Below are 24,370 nucleotides of genomic sequence, written 5' to 3'. Positions count from 1 at the left end.
GATGATCCACTTATCGACACAGCGCTTGGCAAATAAATCATCTCTAGGTGACATTTTTGGTGAGGAGGATGAACTCGATCTACTGGATGTACAGCCCTTAAAGACTAAAGTTTTGCCAGTAGATCTAGCAGGAAGTCAATTCGCTGAAATCGTTGCGTTTTACACCCAGCATGGCCGCCCACCTGAGGATAATAGTGTTGCACGGCTTGATGAGAAGCTCCTTGCCAGACGGCTTCGCAGCATCAGAGGAAATATTGAGCAATGCGAACATTTGCGCAAGTTCGATGAGTATGGTCTGTTGATATTCAATAACGCAGAGCATTCTGATTTCGGTTTAATCGCCGAACCAGAGCCATCTAGCTATATCAACAAATCTGAGTTGGTTACTTCATTTGAAGATATTTTTGATGATGATGATGATGGTTTGCTAGACTTTGAGACGCCGGACATATTTAGCTTAAAACATGTCTCTGCTGACAAAAAAGAATCACCCGATGAAATTGCCCAACGCCAACCCTGTGCTGATTTTCCTCGCTTTGCCCCTCTATTTAATACCTTGCATGAAAGATTAAAAGAGGGAGCTTTTGGGGTAGAGCGTTTCACCCATAAATTGCAAATTGCTGAAGGGGATTTCTTTATTCTCAATGGCTTGGTGGGCTATGTTTCAAGCGTGGGCAAACGTCTTGCTGAATATAAGGGTTATAATGCTCGTTTACATCTAGTGTTTGAAAACGGCACTGAAATGAACATGCTGTATCAGTCGTTGACTCATGGTTTGGTGAGGGATAAAGAAGGACGTAAAGTAAAACTCAGCAGCCATAAATTGCAGCCATCGGATGATGCGATTCCAACAGGATGGGTTTATGTGCTGGCAACGTTAAGTACAGATCCTGTATTAACTCCCTATAAACAAAATCTTTATAAGATTGGTTTTACTGATACTGCGGTAGAGCAACGAATAAAGCACGCCGAGAAGGATAGTACCTTTCTTGAAGCGCCTGTCAGAATTGTTTCAACCAGTCAGTGCTTTAATCTTAATGCCCAGAAGCTAGAAGCGTTGGTGCATGGATTCCTTGCTGCTAGGCGCCTAAACGTTACTCTCAAAAGCCATAGTGGCCAAATTTATACCCCTAGAGAATGGTTTAATGTTCCGCTGACAACCGTTCTAGATGTAATCCAATGTATTGTAGATGGAACTATCTCAAATTATCGTTTGGATAACACAACAGGGAAGATAGTGTCCAAAGTTATTCAACAGTAAATTGTAGTCCTTTTAAACTTATTTTGCTTATTTATTCGTTTGTCATATTCACTTCACTAGTGGCATTATATGCCTTTATTGAAATATTCGGCTAATTCAACCACAACAATTAGATTAATAGCAAGGCTTAAGTTTTATTGCTTTCTTTGGCATTTAACTTTCTGGTGGGGTAAAAGATTTGATAATCCTTTCTATAATATCTTTGAGCCCCGGCTGGCTAAGGACCTCGTGTCTTGTGATTGCTTGAGCAGCAACTAGACTTTCATCTTCGTCGAAGCTTATTTTCTTCGATTTAGATTGTTTAATAAAATCTTTCAAAACATCAATATCGTAGGCATTTAATCTCATATTATCTTGTACCTGATGATCGAGTTGATGTGGATCTGTGATTGTAGCACTAAGCAAAGGCATTTCTTTCAAGCTTCTAGCTGTATTCAATTGATTGTGCAGTCCTTTTATTTGACCTGTAATAAGAGATAACTTATAACGCAATACGTGATTGCTAATGGTTTTTAATTCATCATCAGTAATTAGCTGAAGGTCATTTTCAGGCTTAATGTTTCCTTTGAAACTGCCTTTAATAGTTGTTTTATTTGAAACCTTAATCCATGCATCTATAAGTCTCCTATATGGTCCATCTTTTTTATTATAAATAGTGCGTTTCGATATCTTGACTCCGCTGCTATTTAACATGGACACGATAGGTGCTATAGCTACCTGTCCGCCATTTTTATGTATTATCACACAAGCATTATTAATATGTTCAAGCATACTCTTAGTGCTTAAAGTTTTGACTTCGGATTGAAGCAGGATGAAAAGACTTTTAACTTCATTCAATGGGTCATGGTGGGTCATCCTCTACTCCTATTTACTAATCTTGATTGATTTTTTTGTGCCGAATCAAGAACTTTATGTATTTTTTTTTCGATACCCACATCGCTAAACATCGTTAACCCTTTATTTAAGTTTTCACATTCAGCAGCCCCGACTTTACTTAAAAGAAGGCTTGATAAAGCATCGCTTGCTGAACTTTTTTCTTCTTTGGTTAACGGCGAAAAAGTTAATGGTGGTAAACCATTATTTACCAATATCTGATCCACAAAATGGTCTCGCTCCATTTCTACTCTGGCATCCGCAATTTCTGGATACACTCTACTTGCTTGTACTAGTAGATTTTTAACTTGGAAGTCGGTTGTTTCGATTAAATCAATTCCTAGATCATTGTTTACTGTTGTTACAGAATTTTGTTCAAATTCATTTGCAGTGTTACATTCACTATTTAATGGTTTTAGTTTTCGGACACGAGTAATGTAATTGTATGTGGCATGAGCATTGTAAATGGTCTGTTCTAGTCGCTCAGACTTCGTTTCAATATGCGCATCTAGGTTTTTAATCTTCGATATCATATCTGGCATAATCAAATGTGATTGATTATTTTTAGCAAGCTGATATCGCTGCTTGGTCAGTACTGTTTGTTTTGATCGAAGTACATTAATTTCCTTTGCTTGAAAGCTTATTTCTTCGAGCAGCTTGTTACCATGTAGCCACAAGTCTATTAACCATGGTAATCCGGTTACAAAATGTCGACACATCATGCAATTACCTTGGCCTCCAGGAACTGGACCAAATTTTGCTTTAGTGGAAGCGGTCTCTTTTTTGATTAAAGGACCACCATCATCACAGCGTCTACCACCGAATGGACATATGCCTAAACTAGTTCCACCCCATATTGCACTTAAAGCTTTATTTTCAAGTAAAGTCATTAAACCAGCTTCATTATTTGCAACCATATAACGTTTAGCTTCATCATATGTTGCTTCAATTAACCAATTTTTTAGATCTTTTTTTGCATTATCTTCTATTTCTCGCCTAGCCTTATTTAATGTGTCTGTTATGTAGCTGTTGCCATATTTTAAGTAATAAATAGTCATTAATATTGAAGCGTGTCCAGCGATTATTTTGCTGAGAACTTCTATGGGGACGCCAGCCTCGGCTAAGCTTGTTAACCCTGCAACTCTCAAACCATGTGGTGTAAACAAAGTTCTTTCTACTTGATTTGTTTTCTCATTGACTTTCAGTACAATTTTAACAGTTTCTCCTTGTTCATTGAGACGTTGTTCTAGTTTTTCCATGAGCGACCACCAAAATCTCATTAAGATATTATTGCTAGCTGGAGAGCCAATAGATGAGGAAATTGGACATCGGAAAAGGTAAAAACGATCGGGTGTTTGCTCTAACACTGACTTAGATGGCTTACTGTCGCTAGTAGAACCCGAAATAAGATTTCTATATGGAAGTGGTCCACGTACGGGAAAATATTTTTCCTGCCATGTTCTCAATTCGTCAAATTGCTTAATTAAAATTTCGTTGTTCCATGGTATTGTATACCCTGATTCAGGTCCAAAACCGACAGCGATATCTGCTGTTTTATTGGTACTGATATAAAAACCAACCGTTTCACTCAGTCCGTCTATGACCTTTGTGATGGCACCACGATCTGGTTTTACTGCTCTTAGATCATTCCAGTAGCCTTTATGTGGAGAATTATTCGTTTGCCATCTTTTATTTCGAGGGTTATAGCGTTGCAGATCTCCCTCACCGGAATCGAGCATGGAGACTTGTATTTTGCGGATCGGTATTTCTATCATGGTTAAAAAAGTGTGGGTATGTACTGGACTCCAAATTGATTCTAATTTGCCTGTGCGGGGATTTAACCAATCAAAATATTGATTTGACAATGATTTTGGCCATTTATAATCATCTTCAGTCAAGATTTCTTGCATTGTGATTAAGAAGCTTGTCGGAATTTTTACTTGAACTGTTTCAGAATGAGATGTCGTAGACTTTGTCTTGTTCTGCAAATTATCATATTGGTAAGTTGTAATTAATGGGTGACCAATTGAAACAAAAAAACCATTGTCATCAAGTTCAGACATTTGATCTTCTACAATCCACTGTGTGAATCGATATAAGTAACTTAGATATCTAGCGTAAGAATTTGGGTATTCTTTTCTGAAATATTCTAGCGTTTCCTTGCTACGTTGATTAGATAGAAAAATTAAAGGATCAATATCTTTTTCATCTAGCAATGCAAGGTAGGAAAAAAAATGAGTAAGTGCTTCGTAGTGGAGTTTTGAACTCTTTATATGCAATACTTCATCAATCCAGCGAATAAACAGTTTTCGCCACTTTTTTAAATTAGGAGTTAAGCCTTCGGTTAATTGTAATCGTGCTTTGGTTGTCCTCTTAACCTTGGCATACTCGAAATAAAATAGATTTTTATTTACTTTAGAAAGAATTTCACCTATTCCTCGAATCGCGATTATGTACTGTTGACTTAAATCTGGATCGTATTGAAGCTCTGGAGTTTTTACTTGATTTAGCATTGTGGTCCAATGCTCTGGGGTTATGTCACTTATCTTACTTATTTTTAGATATCCAGCGATAACATCTGTTACTTGAAAAATGTTTCTCTTAATCAGTCGCTTGTTAGTAACAGAGCTTGTATTTTTATAAATATTTACTAATTTAAAATACTTCTCTATGTCTATTGAAAGAGAATTATTTGAGGTTTTTTCTAGATTATCTGCTCTGAGTGAGGGAGTTCGAGTTAATTCACCGCTAACTAATGTCATGAGCATTTTCTTAAAGTCATTCATAATGTTATACCGACATTGTCTAATAGTGCTGGCATGGTATTGTCCATGCTTTGTTTTGCTTGATTGAGACTATCTTGGATTCGTTGAAATGTGGGTGCAGTATAGGCTCCCTGAGAAAGTACGCTCCTCTGCCTTAAGCATTTTTGGATGATTTTAGGCTGAATTCCCATGTCTGCTAGCGAACCTGCAAAAAAATGTCTTCCCCCATGTGGAACTGTTCCATATTCTAAACCTCTGGGTATTACTATATCTAATATATTCTCTACCCGATCTAAAGCTCTTGTAAATGCTTTTTTGTATGCGCTTAAACTATAAGGGCTTCCAATGTAGCTTTCTCCAGTCGCACGGTTTACACCATTAGATACAAACAAAAATGGATGTTCGGGTCTACCTAGGTTGCGATTTACTTCAATCAAGTTAGGTCGAAACACGGTGAGATAATAAATATACATCTGATTAAAAAGAAATTGAGCATTTGAATGAAGAAAAAATACAGGTGCTGTTAACGATTTATCAGTCAATAAATTCTTCCATCCGACTTTGTAGCTCTTTGATGGTCCTTTGGTTCTGGGCATAAGTCCTCTTTCTGCTAAATACTGAGAACGTAGTTTGTCTTCGCCTATAATAAAAGTCTTAGCGTCACTAGGATGTCTTAAATGAACTTGACACAAACCACTTCCTGAGTAGTCAGGAGTTACGTCGTTGAACCATAGATGAAGGGGCTCACTATTTCTCGTACCAGAAAAAAATAGTAATAAAGTGATCATTTTAGCTGTTATATCTTCTCGTTCGTGTGGAATTTCAGATTTATCATCCAAAATAAAACCATATTTGAACAACGGCCCTATTAGGTCTGTAGGGAAGCGCTTTGCTGATTCGGCGGACCATGTAGTTACAGTAGAGGAGCTATGTTTAATAATCTCAAGATGTTTTTGATCTTGTAATTTTTTGGCCAGCTTACTGGCACTGGAAAGATGCCCCAAAAATGAAAGTTTTTTTATGATGATTGCTTGAATTAAGAATTTGAGTGATGCAGGCTCATTGTTGAGAGTTGTTAAACTTTCGGTTTTCAAAAACGTGCTGTTTGAAATTCCTTCGTCATTCAGATAACTAATAAAATCAGTAATTGCAGAACATACTCGTTTTGTCACAGCAATTGAACTTGGTGGCCAGTATAGTTTTGTCGAGTCTAATCCTGATTTTATGTCTATTGTTCCCATCAATAATGAATTGGAAAAAGACCTGAATATAGTCCGATGTGGAGCTGAGCCTTTTAAAATTGAAATATTGCATTCGCATTGACAAAAGTCGTAGAAGAGTCCGATAGCTCTAACTCTTGTTCGATGCCATGAAATGCTTTTATCAGAATTGGCGATAGAATAATTGACCAGTGACTCCATTCGTTTAATACCATCGACCGTATTGAGGTAGAGCACTGGTATGAGCAAACCATTCATATATTCGACTTCTTGATTTAAGATGGTATGAAATTGAGGGGTAGTTGAATTCATCATTATTTCAAAATTCCTTTATCTTTATCAATGTCGAATAAATATACAGGTAACTTTATACCTGGTGGTAACACAAGTAAACTCATTTTAAAAAAGTATTGCATTACAAAAAAAAACACCTATAATTCACTCGTCCGTTGCCAAGACAGGTAAGGTAAGGTAACTTTGCTTAGGTGGTAATAAGAGCACCCGCCTTCTAAGCGGGTGGTCGCAGGTTCGAATCCTGCCGGGTGTACCATTTCAATGGTGATTGTAGCTCAGTTGGTAGAGTCCCGGATTGTGATTCCGGTTGTCGTGGGTTCGAGCCCCATCAGTCACCCCATTTTCTGATTAAATCAAACTATCGTGTATAACCCTTTTAACGGGTACAGATAAGTTTGATTTGATCACGATAATTATTTTGCTCCTAGTCCTTTCGAGCGTAAGTCAAAAACTCATTTCGCACATTAAACGTGCAAACACGTCAAAATTGAACATAAGTCGGCGTTTTTATCATGTAAATCGACCTTTTCAGGCTCGACTCTGTTAAAAACGGTAGCTATAATGTCGCGTCTTGATAAATATCAAAAATAAGCTACCTGTACCAACAGCGTCTTCAGCATCAATAATATCGCTGTGCTGGGTTTCAGAGCTAAATCCATGGTCAAGAAACGAATATCTAATGGTTGAGTTGTCGACCATTACAAAGAACGTCAGACATATTTCGAGGTAAAACAATGCAAGTTTCTGTTGAAACAACTCAAGGCCTAGAGCGTCGCCTAACTATTTCTGTACCTGCTGAGCAAATCGAGAAATTGGTTAAAGACAATGTATTGCGCGAAGCTAAGCGTGCTCGTCTTCCAGGTTTCCGCCCAGGTAAAGTGCCTATCGGCGAAATCAACAAGCGTTATGGCAAAGCCATTCGTCAAGACATCACTGGTGAAGTGATGCAACGCAACTTTATTGAAGCAATCGTAGCTGAAAAGTTAAATCCTGCAGGTGCACCAGTATTTACTCCTGGTTCAACTGAAGGTGATTCTTTTGAATTCGTTGCAACATTTGAAATCTACCCAGAAGTTGTTCTAACGGGTTTAGATAGCATTGCAGTTGAACAGCCTAAAGCTGAAGTTAATGATGCTGACGTTGATGTTATGATTGAAACATTACGTAAGCAACATGCCACTTTTGCCGCTGTTGAACGTGCAGCAGTTGCTGACGATAAAGTTAAAATGAACTTTATCGGTTCTATTGACGGCGAAGAATTCGAAGGCGGAAAAGCTGATGATTTCGAACTTCAATTAGGCAGCAACCGTATGATCCCTGGTTTTGAAACCGGTATCGTAGGCCATAAAACAGGTGATGAATTCGAAATCGAAGTGACTTTCCCTGAAGATTACCACGCTGAAAACTTGAAAGGTAAAGCGGCTAAGTTCGTTATTACTTTAACTGAAGTTCAAGCGGCTAATCTGCCAGAAGTGAATGATGAATTTGCTTCATTGTTTGGTATTGCTGAAGGTGGCTTAGATGCACTTAAAGCTGAAATCCGTAAAAACATGACTCGTGAACTAGAACAAGCGTTAAAAGCGAATGTGAAAGAACAGGTTATTACTGGTTTACTTGCAGCAAACGACATCGCTATTCCTAAAGCGCTTATTGAGGGTGAAGTGAATGTACTTCGTCAACAAGCTATGCAGCGTTTTGGTGGTCAAACTGAAAATATGCCTGAACTTCCGGCTGAACTTTTCACTGAACAAGCTGAACGTCGTGTTAAAATCGGTTTGCTATTAGGCGAAGTCATCAAGACAAACGAACTAAAAGCAGAAGATGATCGTGTTAATACATTGATCGAATCTATGGCTTCAGCGTATGAAGATCCATCTGAAGTTGTTTCATACTACAACTCAAACAAAGAACTCATGCAAAACATGCGCAACGTAGCGCTTGAAGAGCAAGCGGTGGAAGCATTGTTAAAATCATCAAAAGTAACCGTTAAAGACGTCGCTTTTGAAGAATTTATGAACAAGGCTACCGGACGAGCGTAAGCTAAGCTTGACTTAACAAGCCGTTCGCCATTTATAATGGCTCGTATGAGGTTCCTCTCATGCGGGCCATTTTTATTTTAGGGAAATGAATAATGCATAAAGCACCAGAATCAGTACTCAATGCTCTTGTACCTATGGTTGTTGAACAAACAGCTAAAGGTGAACGTTCTTATGATATCTACTCTCGTCTATTAAAAGAGCGAGTCATCTTTCTAGTTGGTCAAGTTGAAGAACACATGGCTAACCTTATTGTTGCTCAATTATTATTCCTTGAGTCAGAAAGCCCAGATAAAGATATTTATTTGTACATTAACTCTCCTGGTGGCTCTGTCACAGCAGGTATGGCTATTTATGACACTATGCAGTTCATTAAGCCTAATGTGAGTACCGTATGTATGGGACAAGCCGCGAGTATGGGCGCATTCTTGTTAGCCGGTGGCGCTAAAGGTAAACGTCATTGTTTACCGAACTCTCGAGTGATGATCCATCAGCCATTAGGCGGTTTCCAAGGTCAAGCATCCGACATCGCCATTCATGCTCAAGAAATTCTTGGTATTAAGAATAAATTAAACCAAATGTTAGCGGACCATACTGGTCAACCGTTAGAGGTTGTTGAACGTGATACCGACCGTGATAACTTCATGAGTGCTACTCAAGCTGTTGAATATGGTATTGTCGATTCATTACTCACGAGTCGCGGCTAAAACTGGTAGCTGATTTTCTAGATACTTTCAGGTATTCTGTATTGAAAGGCGTTCAGTCATCAATGTGGTTATGATAAGTATCTACAAGCAGAGCTTAGGTTCAACCTAAGTTGTAAACAGAGGTAGAATAATGGGCGATAACAAAAATAACGGTGACAGCGGCAAACTGCTGTACTGCTCTTTTTGCGGAAAAAGTCAGCATGAAGTCAGAAAACTCATTGCTGGTCCATCAGTTTATGTATGTGACGAATGTGTTGATTTATGTAATGACATTATCCGTGAAGAAATCAAAGAGATTTCACCCAAACGTGATGAAGACAAATTGCCGACACCGCATGAATTACGCAAACATCTTGATGACTACGTAATCGGTCAGGATCAGGCTAAGAAAGTGTTAGCCGTAGCGGTATACAATCATTATAAGCGTTTACGTAATGGCGCTATTAAAGATGGCGTTGAACTAGGTAAAAGTAACATTTTACTATTAGGTCCAACCGGTAGCGGTAAAACTTTATTGGCTGAAACGTTAGCTCGCTCACTTAATGTCCCTTTTGCTATGGCAGATGCAACCACATTAACCGAAGCTGGTTATGTGGGTGAAGATGTTGAAAACATCATTCAGAAGCTACTGCAAAAATGTGATTACGACGTTGAGAAAGCGGAACGCGGTATCGTCTATATTGATGAAATTGACAAAATCAGTCGTAAATCTGACAATCCTTCAATTACTCGTGATGTATCGGGTGAAGGTGTTCAGCAAGCGTTGCTTAAGTTAATTGAAGGCACCGTTGCTTCTGTTCCTCCACAGGGCGGACGTAAGCATCCACAACAAGAATTCTTGCAAGTGGATACGTCTAAAATTCTGTTCATCTGTGGTGGTGCGTTTGCTGGACTTGAAAAAGTCATTGAGCAACGTGCACACACCGGAACCGGAATTGGCTTTGGTGCCGAAGTAAAAGGCGAAGCGGATAAAGCGACTATTTCACAAATCCTTAGCCAAGTAGAGCCTGGTGATTTAGTGAAGTTTGGTTTAATTCCTGAGTTTATTGGTCGTTTACCTGTTGTTGCTACGCTAACTGAGTTAGATGAAGCTGCATTAGTACAGATTCTGTCTGAGCCAAAGAATGCATTAACTAAACAATATAGTGCATTATTTGAGATGGAAAATGTCGAACTTGAATTCCGTGACGATGCATTACAAGCCATCGCTCAAAAAGCAATGTCACGTAAAACCGGTGCACGTGGATTACGTTCTATTGTTGAAAGCATCTTGCTCGATACAATGTATGATATTCCGTCGACACAAGGCGTGATTAAAGCCGTTGTTGATGAATCAGTAGTAAAAGGCGAGTCAGCCCCTATTTTGATTTACGAAAACACTGAGACACAGGCTGCTTCAGGCGAGCAATAATTGCACTGATAGTCAGGAAGTTGAAAAATAAGGAGTCCATTGGGCTCCTTTTTTCGTATTAGCCATTGAAACTGATAACATCACCCCAATATACTCAGTAATAAGTCAATTTCATTAAACGGAATCGAGCCATGACTAAAGAGCGTGAAGCGCATATCGAACTCCCCGTGTTACCACTTAGAGACGTGGTAGTTTACCCGCATATGGTAATTCCGCTATTCGTGGGACGGGAAAAATCTATTCGTTGCCTAGAATCGGCAATGGAACAAGACAAGCAAATTTTATTAGTCGCTCAGCGAGATGCTGATCTTGATGAGCCTACCAAAGACGATATTTTCGATATTGGTACTGTTGCCTCTATTTTACAGTTGCTTAAATTACCAGATGGCACGGTAAAAGTATTAGTTGAAGGTGGCCAGCGTGCCAAAATCAAGCAATACACCCAAGAAGAAGAATTCTTTGCCGCAACAGCTGAATACCTCGAGTCTGAAGAATTAAGTGATAAAGAAGAAGAGGTGTTAGTTCGCAGTGCTATCGGTCAATTTGAAGGCTACATCAAGTTAAATAAAAAAATCCCACCTGAAGTATTAACTTCATTGTCGGGGATTGATGAAGCCGCTCGTTTAGCAGATACCATGGCTGCACATATGCCATTGAAGCTTGAAGACAAACAATCTGTCCTTGAGATGATCAATGTCGGTGAGCGTCTGGAATATTTAATGGCGATGATGGAATCGGAAATTGACTTGCTTCATGTCGAAAAACGAATCCGTACTCGTGTTAAAAAACAGATGGAAAAAAGTCAACGCGAATACTATTTGAATGAGCAAATGAAAGCCATTCAAAAAGAGTTAGGCGATATTGACGAAAGCCACGACGAATTTGAAGTATTGGCGCGTAAGATTGAAGAAGCTGGCATGCCAGTTGAAGCCAAAGAAAAAGCCACTGCTGAGTTAAACAAACTCAAAATGATGTCACCTATGTCAGCTGAAGCCACAGTTGTGCGCAGCTATGTTGACTGGATGACTGCGGTACCTTGGAAGCAGCGCTCAAAAATAAAGCGTGACTTAGCCAAGGCGCAAGAAGTACTCGATACCGATCACCATGGGCTTGAAAAAGTCAAAGAACGTATTCTTGAGTATTTAGCGGTTCAAAGCCGAGTTAAGCAGCTTAAAGGGCCTATTTTGTGTTTAGTCGGACCTCCAGGTGTGGGTAAAACCTCATTGGGCCAGTCGATTGCCAAAGCAACCGGCCGTAAGTATGTTCGTGTTGCTTTAGGCGGCGTACGTGATGAAGCGGAAATTCGTGGTCATCGTCGTACCTACATTGGTTCTATGCCAGGTAAAGTCATTCAAAAGATGGCTAAAGTAGGGGTTAAAAACCCATTATTCTTACTCGATGAAATCGATAAGATGAGTTCTGATATGCGTGGCGATCCATCGTCAGCGTTATTAGAAGTGCTCGATCCTGAACAGAATGCGACCTTTAACGATCACTATCTTGAAGTTGATTATGACTTATCAGATGTGATGTTCGTTGCTACGTCAAACTCAATGGATATACCTGGCCCTTTACTTGACCGTATGGAAGTTATTCGTTTATCGGGTTACACCGAAGATGAAAAACTCAATATTGCTAAGAAGCATTTACTGACTAAGCAAATTGAACGTAACGGTCTTAAAGAAAAAGAAATCAAGGTTGATGACAGCGCTATTTTAGGCATTATTCGCTATTACACTCGTGAAGCGGGTGTGCGTTCATTAGAACGTGAATTGTCGAAGATTTGTCGCAAAGTGGTTAAGCATATCTTGCTTGATAAAACGGTCAAAATGGTTGAAGTTAACCAGGAAAATTTAAAGTCATTCCTTGGTGTGCAACGTTTTGATTTCGGTAAAGCTGAATCGAATAACCAAATCGGTCAAGTAACCGGTCTTGCATGGACTCAAGTTGGTGGCGATTTATTAACAATCGAAGCCACCTCAGTAGCAGGTAAAGGTAAATTAACCTATACCGGTTCGCTGGGTGATGTGATGAAAGAATCGATTCAAGCGGCAATGACAGTAGTACGTGCTCGTGCTGAAAATCTTGGTATTAACAATGATTTTTATGAAAAACGAGATATTCATGTGCATGTACCAGAAGGTGCGACGCCAAAAGATGGTCCATCTGCGGGTGCGGCAATGTGTACAGCGTTAGTGTCTAGTTTAACAGGTAACCCAGTGCGCAGTGATGTTGCCATGACAGGTGAAATTACTCTACGTGGCGAAGTATTGCCTATTGGTGGTTTAAAAGAAAAGCTATTAGCAGCCCATCGCGGTGGAATTAAGCATGTATTAATTCCTCAAGAAAATGAACGCGATCTGGAAGAAATTCCTGCAAATGTGATTGCTGATTTAATCATTCATCCAGTGCGTTGGATAGATGAAGTGTTGAAATTGGCGCTTGAGCGACCAGTTGAAGGCTTTGAAGTGGTTAAAAAATAGCTTGTTAGTTAAAAAATTGCTGTAGAGCATGAAAAAAATGAAAAAAGGGGCTTAACAAAACGCTGACCTGTGGTAGCCTAGGTTTGTGGATAGTCAGACGCACCAAGCCCTTGGGGCATCTGGCGTTGAGCAGTATCCAATTTCATTTTTTGGTTTTCGTACTAAGTTTGGTGTGTTATCAAGCTTATAAAATAAAGCCTCCGCAGACCGCTCTAAACATAGATTTGGTTGCGGCGCGACAATAACATTCAAGGGGATGACATGAACAAATCTGAACTAATCGAGAAAATCGCATCTGGTGCTGATATTTCTAAAGCTGCTGCTGGCCGCGCACTAGATTCTTTTATCGCTGCGGTAACGGAAGGTCTTAAAGATGGCGATAAGATTTCTCTAGTTGGTTTTGGTACATTTGAAGTACGTCAACGTGCTGAACGTACTGGCCGTAACCCACAAACGGGTAAAGAAATTAAAATTGCTGCTGCGAACATTCCAGCGTTCAAAGCTGGCAAAGCGCTAAAAGACGCTGTTAACTAAATAGTTAATAACGTGGCCTTTGTAAGGCATTCGTAATACAAGCACTGCTTAGGCGGTGCTTTTTACGAAAAGCAATATTGTTATGCAAAGCATAATACATATTGGGAGTATTGGGTCATACCCGTGGTAGCGTCTGATAACTCCATATAATTTACAATAAGGCGCATCCACAAGGTGATGCGCCTTTTTATTTTATTAATCGCAACAAGCGAGAATTCAGATGTTAGAAAAAATTCGTGAAGGATCACAGGGGATTGTTGCTAAAACAATTCTAGTACTTGTGATACTTTCTTTTGCTTTTGCCGGTGTGAGCAGTTATTTAGGCTCAAACACGGGTGTACCTGCTGCAGTTGTTAATGGTGACGAAATTGGCGCCAACGAACTTGAACAGGCTTTTCAAAATGAACGCTCGCGTATTGAGCAACAGCTAGGCGAAATGTTTACTGCATTAGCGGCTGACGACTCCTACATGAACGGAATTAAGCAAGGTGTATTGGATCGTTTAATTGCCGATAAGCTCATTGATCAAGCTGCCAACAAGTTGGGCTTACGTGTATCAGATGAGCAAATCAAGAAAGCGATTATCGAAGAGCCTGCATTTCAAACCGACGGTCAATTTGATAACGAACGCTACCTAGCTGTATTGCGTCAACTAGGTTATCAAACCACAAGCTTTAGAAACATGATGCGTGTAGATATGACCCGTCGTCAGTTATTAAATGCGCTTGTTGGTAGTGAGTTTGTGCTGGACGGTGAAGCTAAACAGCTTGCAGAAGTTCAAGGCCAAACCCGTGATATTCGCTACTTAGTCGTCGACTCAACACCGTTTTTATCAACTGTTTCTGTCGCTGATGAAGAAGCTCAAACTTATTACGATGCTAATGTTTCGCAATACATGAGCCCTGAAAAAGTCAGCCTTGAGTATGTTGAATTGAATGTTGCCGACATGGCTAAAAACAGCGAAACCTCTGATGAAGAAGTGAAAACTTATTACGAAGAGAATCAAAAGCAATATCAAACGGCTGAAAAACGTCTTGCTGCGCATATTTTTGTCGCCGCAACTGACGATGACAGCGCAGATAAAGCCAAAGCTGATGCTATTGAAGCCAAGTTAACCGCGGGTGAAGATTTTGCTGAGTTAGCAAAAACTGATTCTGACGATCAGCTTAGTGCTCAACAGGGCGGTAAGTTAGATTGGTTTGAACAAGGCGTAATGGACCCTGCATTTGATGAAGCACTTTTTGGATTACAAAAAGATCAAGTCTCGTCAATTGTGAAAAGTGAGTTTGGTTACCACATTATTAAGCTGCTTGATTTACAAGCTAGCCAAGCAACCGCTTTTGAAAACGTTAAAGCGAAAATTGTTGCTCAGCTACAAGAAAAGAAAGCCTTAGATGTGTTTTATAGCTTACAAACTAAGTTGGCTGATACCAGTTATGAAATTCCTGATACTTTAGCTGAAACTGCGCAAGCGGTTAATGCAAAAGTACAATCAACGCAGTTATTCTCGCGTGATGACGTACCGGCTAAATTTAACAATCCTGAATTTATCAAAGCCGCATTTTCTGACCAAGTGTTAGCAAGTGGTTTAAACAGCGATGTGATTGAACTTGCGCCAAACCATGTAGTGGTTATTCGCATGAAAAAACATCAGACAGCTGGCGTTATGGGATTTGCTGAAGTAAAAGCTGGTATTGTTGAACGTTTACAGCAAGATAAAGCGAATGACGGTGCTCGTGACAAAGCTGCGGAATATATGGCACAGTTAAAAGCGGGTAATAACACGCTAACAGGTGCTTCATTGACGACATTAGCTAAACTAGGTCGCTTTAATCAGGATATTGATCAAGCTATCACCAATAAAGCCTTCAAAATTGCCGCTCCTGCTGAAAATAGTGTCACAATTGATACTGCAGCGTTAGCGACAGGTTATGCGGTTATTGTGGTTGATAAAGTCAATAAAGCTGAAGGCATTAATGACAACCTCATCAATACGCTTAAACAACGTATTGCGCCTCAATACAGCGAAGCTGATTATCGAGCAGTGGTTGCCTCACTTAAAGCTGATGCTGAAATTGAGTATCCAGTTGCCGACTAGTTAAGTCGTCGCAACAGATGAAATACTAAAAGACCTAGGCTCACGTCTAGGTCTTTTTGTTTATAAGGTATTAAGCCATGAAGACCATCTCTAATACACAATCTAGTGAATTGTTTGGGTTATCGCACTACAGCGATGACTTATTCGAATCGATTAAGGGCGTTGCTTTACAGTTCAAACATATTACTTTTGAACGCTGTCATTTTACCCAATGTGATTTTAGTCAAAGTGATTTCTATCATTGCCATTTTATTGAGTGTGTTTTTAGTCAATGTAATTTAAGCGTAATGTCAGTTGTTGCGACAGAGTTTGATGATGTGACTTTTAGCGACAGTAAAGCCATAGGTATTGATTGGACTAAAGCTCAGTGGCCACAGTTTATGGCTCAAACCACAATTAAGTTTGAACGATGTTTGCTCGATGGCAGTAATTTTTATGCGCTGCATTTACCCGAGTTTTCACTTGTTGATTGCCGCGCTCATGATGTCGACTTTAGAGAAGCTAATTTAAACAAAGCAGATTTGCGTCTGACCGATTTTAATTTAAGCCAATTTAGTCATACAAATTTAACGAAGGCGAATTTTACCGATGCGTTGAATTACCAAATTAATATTACTGCTAATAACGTTAAGCAAGCCAAATTCAGTCGGTTCGAAGCCTTAAGTTTACTAGAAGGTTTAGATATTCAATTAGTCGACTAGTGTACATTGCCACATTGTTAGCACAAAAGTGTGTTTATTGCATGTGTACAAATCGTTAATTTACATTGGTTTAGTTATAATAAATAATCGACAGTAACAATTTAATCCAAAGGAGAGGGCATGAGCCACAGACTTGATCAGGCATTTGAGCGTGCATTAGCCTATTTAGATCAACACTTAAATGAGCCTTTTGATCGACAAGTGTTGGCCGACATTGCCCACATCCCACTATGTCATTTCGACCCATTGTTTACTGCGCTGTACCATATGTCTATTGACGCTTATGTTGAATTGCTCAAAAGCCTAGAAGCTGCCCATTTATTAGGTTTTGGCAAGCAAGTTTCTCTGGCTACTATAGCGGCTAAATTAGCGTATCGTAACGAACAGCATTTTATCGAATCGTTTACTCGCAGTATAGGTCAAAGCCCTGAATCGTTTCAGCAAGCACCTGATTGGGGCAATTTTTTTGCGAAGCAACAACCGCTTAAATCATTTCGAGTAGATGCTAATCAGCAAGATAAGCAATCTTACTCTGTTGATATTGTATCGTTTGATGCGCAGGCATTAGCGGTGATGGAACATCATGGTGATCCGGCTTTATTACCTCAAACCATTGCGAGATTTATTGAATGGCGTCGACAGTTTGGCTTATTTCCTACAAGTTGCAGAACCTTTAACCTGCTTTACTCAACCCCTGAGTTATCTGTTAAAATGCAATATCGAATTGATCTTGGTGTATCGTTAAATGCCGAGACACAAGCTATAGTGTCTGAGTCGAGCCAGATTAAGCTCAAATCAATCCCTCAGGGACGATGTGCGATGATTAAATACAGTGGTGATGACAATGGTCTAACAGCGGCAATAGATTACCTGTATCGCGATTGGGTTAATGCTAATGATATTACACTACGAAATTACCCATTGTTTTTAGAACGACTCGACATTAATGATAATAAGTTAGCGCAACATGAGCCAAGACAAGCGTTATCTCCACAACAGGTACTCATTTATTTACCCGTTGTTTAACTTAAGTTATTAAGCCTTGATGAACTCATGGCTGAGTTACATTTATTTGTATGATAAAATGATGTCGCTGAATTCAATTCGAAATACTTCAGGCCCGATTTCAGATAATAAGACGGTTGTTTTAGCACGGCTTAGCAATAACGGTATGTTAATTAGCTAAACTCGCCGCATTTTGACAGACTTTACTGTTATAAATATGAATATTCACAATGTATCGCTCATAAAAAAACCATAATGCAGTGCATTATGGTTTTACGTTAACACTTGTTGAAATTAGGCTTATAGCTCAATAACATCAAACGTTACACTAGGATTCACGTCTGCTTCGTAATCGATACCATCAATACCAAAACCGAACAGCTTTAAAAACTCTTGTTTGTATTCATCATAGTCAGTGAGTTCGCTTAAATTTTCTGTGGTCACTAACGGCCATAAATCACGACAATGCTGCTGGATTTCTTCGCGAAGTTCCCAGTCATCAAGGCGTAAGCGATTTTCGCCATCAACAGCTGGTGCTTGGCCATCAACACGGTATAGGCGTTCACTGAATAAACGGTATATTTGTTCAATACAGTCTTCATGTAAGCCTTCTTGGCGCATTTTCTTAAATACCATGGCGATGTAAAGTGGCATTACTGGAATTGCTGAGCTCGCTTGAGTCACTACACTTTTTAACACTGCAACGTTAGCTGAGCCACCAGTAGCTGATAATTTGCTATCAAGGGCGTGAGCTGCACGATCTAAATCCATTTTGGCTTTGCCTAAAGCGCCATGCCAATAAATAGGCCAAGTCAATTCGGTACCAATGTAACTATAAGCAACCGTTTTGCAATTGTCAGCTAATACGCCAGCGTCGCTTAGCGCACTCATCCATAATTCCCAATCTTGGCCGCCCATTACAGTGACGGTATCAGCAATTTCTTGCTCAGTCGCAGGCTCTACCGAAGTGTCGATAATGGTGTTTTTATTGGTATCAACAGCCGTGGCAGTATACGTTTGGCCAATTGGCTTAAGTGATGAACGGATAACTTCACCGGTGTCAGGCATTTTACGTACTGGAGAAGCCAGTGAGTAAACCACCATGTCGATTTGACCTAAATCTTGCTTGATAAGCTCAATCACCTGTTGCTTTGCTTGATGGCTGAATGCATCACAGTTAATGCTTTTTGAATACAAGCCTTCTGCTTTAGCAAACTTATCAAATGCCGCGGTGTTGTACCAACCCGCTGTACCGGGTTTGGTTTCAGAGCTTGGTTTTTCGAAAAACACACCAATAGTGGCAGCGTCGCTACCAAATGCTGAGGTGATACGAGATGAAAGGCCATAGCCACTTGAAGAACCGACCACTAATACTTTTTTAGGCCCATTAGCAATTTTGCCTTTGGCCTTAATGAGTTGGATTTGTTCTTTAACGTTGGCTTCACAACCTACTGGATGAGTAGTGGTACAAATAAAGCCCCGAATTTTAGGTTTAATAATCATATTTAAGCTTCTTCCTTTAACATTGGCTCTAGGATAAATAGTTCGACGGCCAAATGGCACTGATTTTTTCTAAAACGCCCTCAAAACCACAGTGGTTGGAGCAGTTTAGCGCTTTTGCATAAATTGACTTTGTTCTTGAATGAGTCGTTGGGTGTATTCATGTTGTGGTGAAGTAAATAAGGCCTCAGTAGTTGATTTCTCGACCATATGACCATTTTGCAACACCATAATTTTATCGCTTACATGACGAATAATATTCAGATTATGTGATACAAAAATATACGATAATCCCATCTCTTTTTGCAGCTTTAATAGCAAATTAATAATCTGAGACCGGACCGATAAATCTAAAGCCGTTAGTGCTTCATCTGCAATAATAATTTTAGGGTTAAGCATTAAGGCACGTGCAACAGCGACACGCTGTTTTTGGCCTTCGGAAATCATGTGTGGATAAAACTCTGCGTGTTCAGGTAATAAGCCGACTTTTCTTAAGGTTTCAATCACCAATGTTTTTCGTTCAGTTGAACTTAATTGGGTATTAAACCGTAACGGTTCTTTAAGTAAGTTACCAATCGATAAACGTGGATTAAGCGAGGTTGTCGGATCTTGGAAAATCATCCGGATCAACCGACACCGTTGTTTTAAATTACGTGTTTCTAAAGCTTCACCTTCAAAAAATATGTCGCCGCCACTGCGTTGTTCAGCACCCACTAGAATTCGGGCGAGGGTACTTTTACCCGAGCCGACCGACCCCACAATAGCCAAGGTTTCACCACGACCGAGTTCAAATGAAACCGGAGAGAGAGCCTGATAATATTGAGGTTTAAAATGCTTATAACCGGTTAAGTATTGTTTACTTAAGTCGGTTACTTTAAGCAATGGCATCGTCATCTTCTTGCTCACTTTTATAAGGGAAATGGCAGGCAAAATAGCGGTCTTTAATATGTTCAAGATTAGGCTGTTTTACACATTGGCGTTGGGCTTCTGGGCAACGTGGACCAAGCCGACAACCGGCAGGTAAATGCTGCATCGACGGCGAAGAGCCTTGCAGTGTGGGTAAGTTAGCTTTATGACGCATTTTTTCAGTATGGTCAGGTAGATTTTTTAATAATGCCCGTGTGTAAGGATGATAAGGCATTGCGACCATTTCGCTAACAGGGCCTGATTCCATAACTTGACCACTGTACAAAATCGTTAAGTTATCACACCAGTGCACCATGGTTTCTAGCTCATGGCTAACCAATAAAATAGACACGTTTTGCAGTTGATTGAGTTGCGACAATAGTCTGAAAATTTGCGCTTGGGTGTTGAGCTCCATTGAGTTGGTTGGCTCATCGGCAATCAGCAATTTAGGATGATTCGCCACAGCCATCGCAATCATCACTTTTTGGCATTCGCCCTCAGACAATTCCCATGGATAGCACTTCATCAGTTGTTTTGGTTTTTTTATACCGACTTTGTGGAGCCATTTCTGCGCGTTTAAATAGGTCGCCTTTCCACGTCGCCAAAAAGGAATATTTTTGTTGGGTACCATAGCTTCAATCAATTGACTGCCAATGGTTTTAACCGGATCTAAACTGCCAGAAGGGTCTTGGAAAATCATCGCCATTTCACTGCCCATCAGGCAGCGTCGTTGCTTGGAACTCATTTCTAATAAGTTTTTTCCATCCCACATCATACGGTCAGCAATAATATGCCAATTAGGACCTAGTACGCCTAGAATCGCTTTGGCCAATAAACTGCGCCCAGAGCCAGATTCGCCAACAAGTCCATGGATTTCACCTGGATTAATAGTCAAACTGACTTTTTCGAGCACTTTCACAGTGCCCTCAGGTGTATCTAATTCAATGGTGAGATTACGAATATCGAGTAAAGGCATAGGTTAATTTCTTATCGGTGCAAGCGCAGAACGTAAACCATCGCCGACTAAGTTGACCGATAATACAGTAAACAAAATCGCGACACCTGGGATAGTAACGGTCCAAGGCGCAAGCAGTAAATTATCAAGCCCTTGTGCGACCATTGCACCCCATTCTGGACTCGGTGCTTGTGCACCAAGGTTTAAAAAACCGAGAGCGGCAATATCGAGTATTGCGGCAGATATTGCCATAGTGACCTGAATAATCACCACATCCCATACATTGGGCATGATGACATACCAAAAAACTTGTAACGAGTTGGCACCGTCTAATTTGGCAGCGGTAACATACTCTTTTTGAAGCTCTTCATGAACCGCTAGATGGATAGCACGCACAAATTGTGGAACCATCGCAATCCCAACGCCCCAAAACACATTATTAAGCCCAGGCCCCATAACTGCGACGACTAGAATAGCCATTAATAACGATGGGATAGACAATAATGCATCGAGCAAGTGGCTTAACACACTCGACTTTATGCCGTGCATCATTCCTGAAAGAGAACCAATAATAAAACCAAATATCAGCGATGCAGTAACAATTAATAATGACATGCCAAAGGTCAATTGTACGCCGTGTAAGATTCGACTAAAAATATCTCGTCCTAGATCGTCAGTTCCAAGGAAGTGTTCTACAGTACCTGCTGGATCCCATGATGGCGGTAAAAGTAATACTTGTTGGTCTTGCATCTCTGCTGAATAAGGCGCTATAAACGGGGCGAAAATAGTTAATATTAATAAAAAAATAACTGCCCATAGACCGATCACCGCAAATGGGTTAGCAGAAAATGTTTGCCACATTCGCCACATAGGCGAGGCTATATGGTCTTCTTGGTATATTTTAATTCGAGGCATACAATTCCTTTCTGCTCATAGGATTGATTGCGGTATGCAGTAAATCAATCAAAATGCTTAAGAAAATAATTAATAATGAAACAGATAAGATACCCGCTTGAATAACAGTATAGTCACGCTGGTAAATGCCCGACACTAACCAACTGCCAACCCCTGGCCACGAAAATATCACTTCAACCACAATGCCATAACTTGCAAATGATCCCAGCATTAAACCAATACTTTTTATTACCGGAATTAAGGCATTGGGCAAAACATGACGGAGTAGAATTTTAGCCGTGTGTAAACCGCGAGCTTCAGCTGCGCGGATATAGGTTTGATTCATCACATTTAAAATGGCTTGCCGGGTGATCCTCACTACCAATGTAAAAGGAAGTACCGCTAAAGTGACCGCCGGTAAAATCAAGTGTAATAAAGCATCATGAAACGCCGGAATGCGATAACTAGAATCGGATAATAAAGTGTCGACCAGCATAAAACCTGTCACAGGTTCAATTTCATAAAGTAAATTGATTTGCCCTGAAATAGGCAGCCAGCCGAGATTCACCCCAAACCACATAGATAAGGTCAAGCCGAGCCAAAATACCGGGATAGAATAGCCTGTTAAGGTGATGGCTAAAATACTGCGTTGCAGTGCTTTGTTATTACCTAATGCGGCTAGCACGCCAATGGGCACGCCAAAAAATACGGCAATAAAACCAGAAAACAATGATAATTCAAAAGACGCAGGTAGTACTGCTTCAAGCTCCTCCAATACCTCTTGCTGTGAGTTACTGGAAATACCAAAGTTACCCGATAAGCGCTGGCGCAAGTAGGCGGTAAACTGCAGTAATTGGTTATCATTTAGTTGATAGTCTTGCTCTATTTGCTGTTGTTGTTCAAGCGTGGGATATTGAACCCCAGACAGAGAATATGCTTTACTGACAGGAAACTGTCCTGATGCCATAAAGAGTACGGCCACCATGACTAGCGACGTGGCCATAAACAGGGTTATGCGACTAAAAAGATAACGCCACATTTATTCAGTTCCCTCTATTGCTTGAGTTGTTTTGGCGAAGGAAATACCGCCATAAGGCCTAATTTGCATGGCGGTAATATTACTCTTTTTCAATACCACTTTTTTGGCATGTGCGATTGTTACTAGCGGAACTTGATCGCTAATAATAGCTTCTGCTGATTGATAAAATGCTTTACGTTCAGGTTGAGTCGATACGCTCTGAGCTTGGGTTAACAGATGTTCAAAGTCTTTGTTGCACCAACGAGAGCGATTATTATTAGAAGCTAATGCGGCGCAGCTTAATAGTGGAGTGAAAAAGTTATCAGGATCGCTATTATCCGCATTCCAACCAATAAGCACTGAATCATAATTGGAACTGGCTAACTTCTGGGTGAATACACTCCAATCATAGCTAATGATATTCAGTTTTACGCCAATACGGGCTAGATCGGCCTGAATGAGCTCCGCTGTTTTCAATGCACTCGGATTATAAATTCGCGCCACTGGCATGGCCCACACATTAATGGATAAGTTAGATACACCTGCTTGGTGCAGTAATACTTTGGCTTTTTCAGGGTTATATTCATTTGGAGATAAGTTTTTGCTGTAAGCCCAAGATGCCGGAGGTAAAACGCCTGTCGCTTCGACAGCGGTATCGTTATATACCACGTCTAGAATATTATTTTTATCGATAGCATGCGCAAGTGCGCGTCTTACACGAACATCATCTAATGGCGGTTTTTGAGTGTTAAATGCCCAAAATGCGACGTTCAATCCAGGTTTTGCATCGATAATAATATCTTTATGTTGGTCAAGCACTGCCAGTTCACCAGCTTTAGGTAATGCTGAAACGCTGCAGTCTCCGGTAATTAATTTAGCAATACGTGCGGTGCTTCTGGGGGTGATATCAAACACTAATTGATCAAGCTCGACCTTAGGGCCCCAATAAACTGGATTCTTTTTGTAGCGAATATATTCATTTTTCACATACTGGCTAAGCTGAAAAGGTCCTGTGCCTACCGCGTAATAATCGATATCTTCAGGTGTGCCTTGCGCTAACAGTTGATAACCATATTCTGCCGACAACACTACGGCAAAGTCAGTGGCGAGATTAGATAAAAAAGAAGCGTCTTTCCGAGTTAAATGAAACATAACCTGGTAGTCGTTTACTTTTTCAATGTAGCCAATTAAATCAGCAAAACCAATGCTTTGAAAAAATGGATAACCGGTTCTACTGACTAAGTGATAGGGATGCAGTGGATCAATAATCCGATTAAACGAAAACAACACATCATCTGCATTAAAGTCTCTTGCAGGAGTAAAATGGCGGGTCTTATGAAAACTCACATGTTGACGTAAAGTAAATAGATAATTTAAACCATCATCGGACACCTGCCATGATGTCGCCAAACCAGGTGTGATTTCGGCTTTTTCTTGGCTGTAATTGACGAGTCTACTGTAAATTTGATGTGAAGTTGCATCAATAGTGGTGCCTGATGTAACAAGCTGAGGGTTAAAGCTTTCAGGGTTACCTTCACTGCAATACACAAGGCCAGAAGGCAATTGCACTTGTCCGCATGCAGCCAGCATGATGCTGGAGAGACATAAAGACATCTGCTGATACCAGCGTTTTACTATAACAGGCATAGTGTGATCATTTTTTATCGACTTTGAGTGGGTATTTTAACAGTGTTCATTGCATTGGGGCA

General features: G+C 40.2%; 18 protein-coding genes and 1 tRNA gene. 10 read left to right on the top strand and 9 right to left on the bottom strand.

The annotated features are described in order from the left end of the window. The first annotated feature begins 1 nt into the window (after nucleotide 1). Nucleotides 2–1,261 carry a GIY-YIG nuclease family protein gene (locus AAEY98_RS12015; RefSeq protein ID WP_351017137.1) on the top strand — a complete coding sequence of 420 codons (1,260 nt, stop codon included), beginning with the start codon at nucleotides 2–4 and terminating at the stop codon, nucleotides 1,259–1,261. Nucleotides 1,262–1,414: 153 nt separating this feature from the next. On the opposite strand, the gene gmtX is transcribed toward AAEY98_RS12015, so the two are convergent. The 3 genes from gmtX to AAEY98_RS12000 are packed head-to-tail and all read right to left on the bottom strand — an operon-like array spanning nucleotide 1,415 to nucleotide 6,434. Beyond that, complete coding sequence (gmtX, locus tag AAEY98_RS12010) at nucleotides 1,415–2,116, bottom strand: gamma-mobile-trio protein GmtX (protein WP_351017134.1); 702 nt, start codon at nucleotides 2,114–2,116, stop codon at nucleotides 1,415–1,417. Beyond that, complete coding sequence (locus AAEY98_RS12005; protein ID WP_351017131.1) at nucleotides 2,113–4,920, bottom strand: VPA1269 family protein; 2,808 nt, start codon at nucleotides 4,918–4,920, stop codon at nucleotides 2,113–2,115. The genes gmtX and AAEY98_RS12005 overlap by 4 nt, the downstream gene beginning before the upstream one ends. Beyond that, a complete protein-coding gene (locus tag AAEY98_RS12000) occupies nucleotides 4,917–6,434 on the bottom strand; it encodes a hypothetical protein (RefSeq protein ID WP_351017128.1) in 1,518 nt (505 codons plus the stop codon). Before AAEY98_RS12000 ends, AAEY98_RS12005 begins: the two co-directional genes overlap by 4 nt. A 243-nt stretch (nucleotides 6,435–6,677) precedes the next feature. On the opposite strand from AAEY98_RS12000, the gene AAEY98_RS11995 reads away from it, so the two are divergent. From AAEY98_RS11995 to AAEY98_RS11955, 9 genes are all read left to right on the top strand, one after another. After that, a tRNA-His gene (locus tag AAEY98_RS11995) sits at nucleotides 6,678–6,753 on the top strand. 394 nt (nucleotides 6,754–7,147) lie between these two features. Beyond that, on the top strand, nucleotides 7,148–8,452 hold the full coding sequence (gene tig, locus AAEY98_RS11990; RefSeq protein WP_101087836.1) for a trigger factor: 1,305 nt from the start codon (nucleotides 7,148–7,150) through the stop codon (nucleotides 8,450–8,452). Between the two features lie 92 nt (nucleotides 8,453–8,544). Then, entirely contained in the window at nucleotides 8,545–9,156 is a 612-nt protein-coding gene (gene clpP / locus AAEY98_RS11985) for an ATP-dependent Clp endopeptidase proteolytic subunit ClpP (protein ID WP_101087838.1), read from the top strand. Between the two features lie 130 nt (nucleotides 9,157–9,286). Then, complete coding sequence (clpX, locus tag AAEY98_RS11980) at nucleotides 9,287–10,567, top strand: ATP-dependent protease ATP-binding subunit ClpX (protein ID WP_101087840.1); 1,281 nt, start codon at nucleotides 9,287–9,289, stop codon at nucleotides 10,565–10,567. A 131-nt stretch (nucleotides 10,568–10,698) separates the two neighbouring features. Next, nucleotides 10,699–13,050, top strand: a complete 2,352-nt coding sequence (gene lon, locus AAEY98_RS11975; protein WP_101087842.1) for an endopeptidase La — start codon at nucleotides 10,699–10,701, stop codon at nucleotides 13,048–13,050. A 261-nt stretch (nucleotides 13,051–13,311) separates the two neighbouring features. Next, nucleotides 13,312–13,584, top strand: a complete 273-nt coding sequence (gene hupB / locus AAEY98_RS11970; protein ID WP_059745462.1) for a nucleoid-associated protein HU-beta — start codon at nucleotides 13,312–13,314, stop codon at nucleotides 13,582–13,584. 220 nt (nucleotides 13,585–13,804) lie between these two features. Further along, nucleotides 13,805–15,682, top strand: a complete 1,878-nt coding sequence (locus AAEY98_RS11965; protein WP_123777858.1) for a SurA N-terminal domain-containing protein — start codon at nucleotides 13,805–13,807, stop codon at nucleotides 15,680–15,682. Nucleotides 15,683–15,759: 77 nt separating this feature from the next. Continuing rightward, nucleotides 15,760–16,383 (top strand): pentapeptide repeat-containing protein, encoded by a 624-nt coding sequence (locus AAEY98_RS11960; protein WP_351017125.1) that lies wholly within the window; start codon nucleotides 15,760–15,762, stop codon nucleotides 16,381–16,383. 120 nt (nucleotides 16,384–16,503) lie between these two features. Next, nucleotides 16,504–17,409, top strand: a complete 906-nt coding sequence (locus AAEY98_RS11955) for an AraC family transcriptional regulator (protein ID WP_351017122.1) — start codon at nucleotides 16,504–16,506, stop codon at nucleotides 17,407–17,409. A 279-nt stretch (nucleotides 17,410–17,688) separates the two neighbouring features. On the opposite strand, the gene fabV is transcribed toward AAEY98_RS11955, so the two are convergent. The 6 genes from fabV to AAEY98_RS11925 all read right to left on the bottom strand — a co-directional run bounded on the left by fabV (nucleotide 17,689) and on the right by AAEY98_RS11925 (nucleotide 24,308). Continuing rightward, entirely contained in the window at nucleotides 17,689–18,891 is a 1,203-nt protein-coding gene (fabV, locus tag AAEY98_RS11950; protein WP_351017119.1) for an enoyl-ACP reductase FabV, read from the bottom strand. A 105-nt stretch (nucleotides 18,892–18,996) separates the two neighbouring features. Next, nucleotides 18,997–19,782 carry a peptide ABC transporter ATP-binding protein gene (locus AAEY98_RS11945; protein WP_011638034.1) on the bottom strand — a complete coding sequence of 262 codons (786 nt, stop codon included), beginning with the start codon at nucleotides 19,780–19,782 and terminating at the stop codon, nucleotides 18,997–18,999. Next, nucleotides 19,763–20,770: an oligopeptide/dipeptide ABC transporter ATP-binding protein gene (locus AAEY98_RS11940; protein ID WP_101087861.1), complete on the bottom strand. Its 1,008-nt coding sequence runs from the start codon at nucleotides 20,768–20,770 to the stop codon at nucleotides 19,763–19,765. The genes AAEY98_RS11945 and AAEY98_RS11940 overlap by 20 nt, the downstream gene beginning before the upstream one ends. A 3-nt stretch (nucleotides 20,771–20,773) precedes the next feature. Continuing rightward, nucleotides 20,774–21,664: an ABC transporter permease subunit gene (locus AAEY98_RS11935; protein WP_101087863.1), complete on the bottom strand. Its 891-nt coding sequence runs from the start codon at nucleotides 21,662–21,664 to the stop codon at nucleotides 20,774–20,776. After that, nucleotides 21,651–22,682: an ABC transporter permease subunit gene (locus AAEY98_RS11930; protein ID WP_101087865.1), complete on the bottom strand. Its 1,032-nt coding sequence runs from the start codon at nucleotides 22,680–22,682 to the stop codon at nucleotides 21,651–21,653. The genes AAEY98_RS11935 and AAEY98_RS11930 overlap by 14 nt, the downstream gene beginning before the upstream one ends. Then, the gene (locus tag AAEY98_RS11925; RefSeq protein WP_101087867.1) at nucleotides 22,683–24,308 is read right to left on the bottom strand and encodes an ABC transporter substrate-binding protein; all 1,626 of its coding nucleotides are present in this window, start codon (nucleotides 24,306–24,308) and stop codon (nucleotides 22,683–22,685) included. Between the last annotated feature and the right edge of the window lie 62 nt (nucleotides 24,309–24,370).

Origin of the sequence: Shewanella sp. AC91-MNA-CIBAN-0169 (genome assembly GCF_040310165.1) — a bacterium.
Classification (GTDB): Bacteria; Pseudomonadota; Gammaproteobacteria; order Enterobacterales; family Shewanellaceae; genus Shewanella.
The sequence above is the reverse complement of the archived record's forward strand: the minus strand, read 5'-3'. Positions and strand labels throughout refer to the sequence as shown.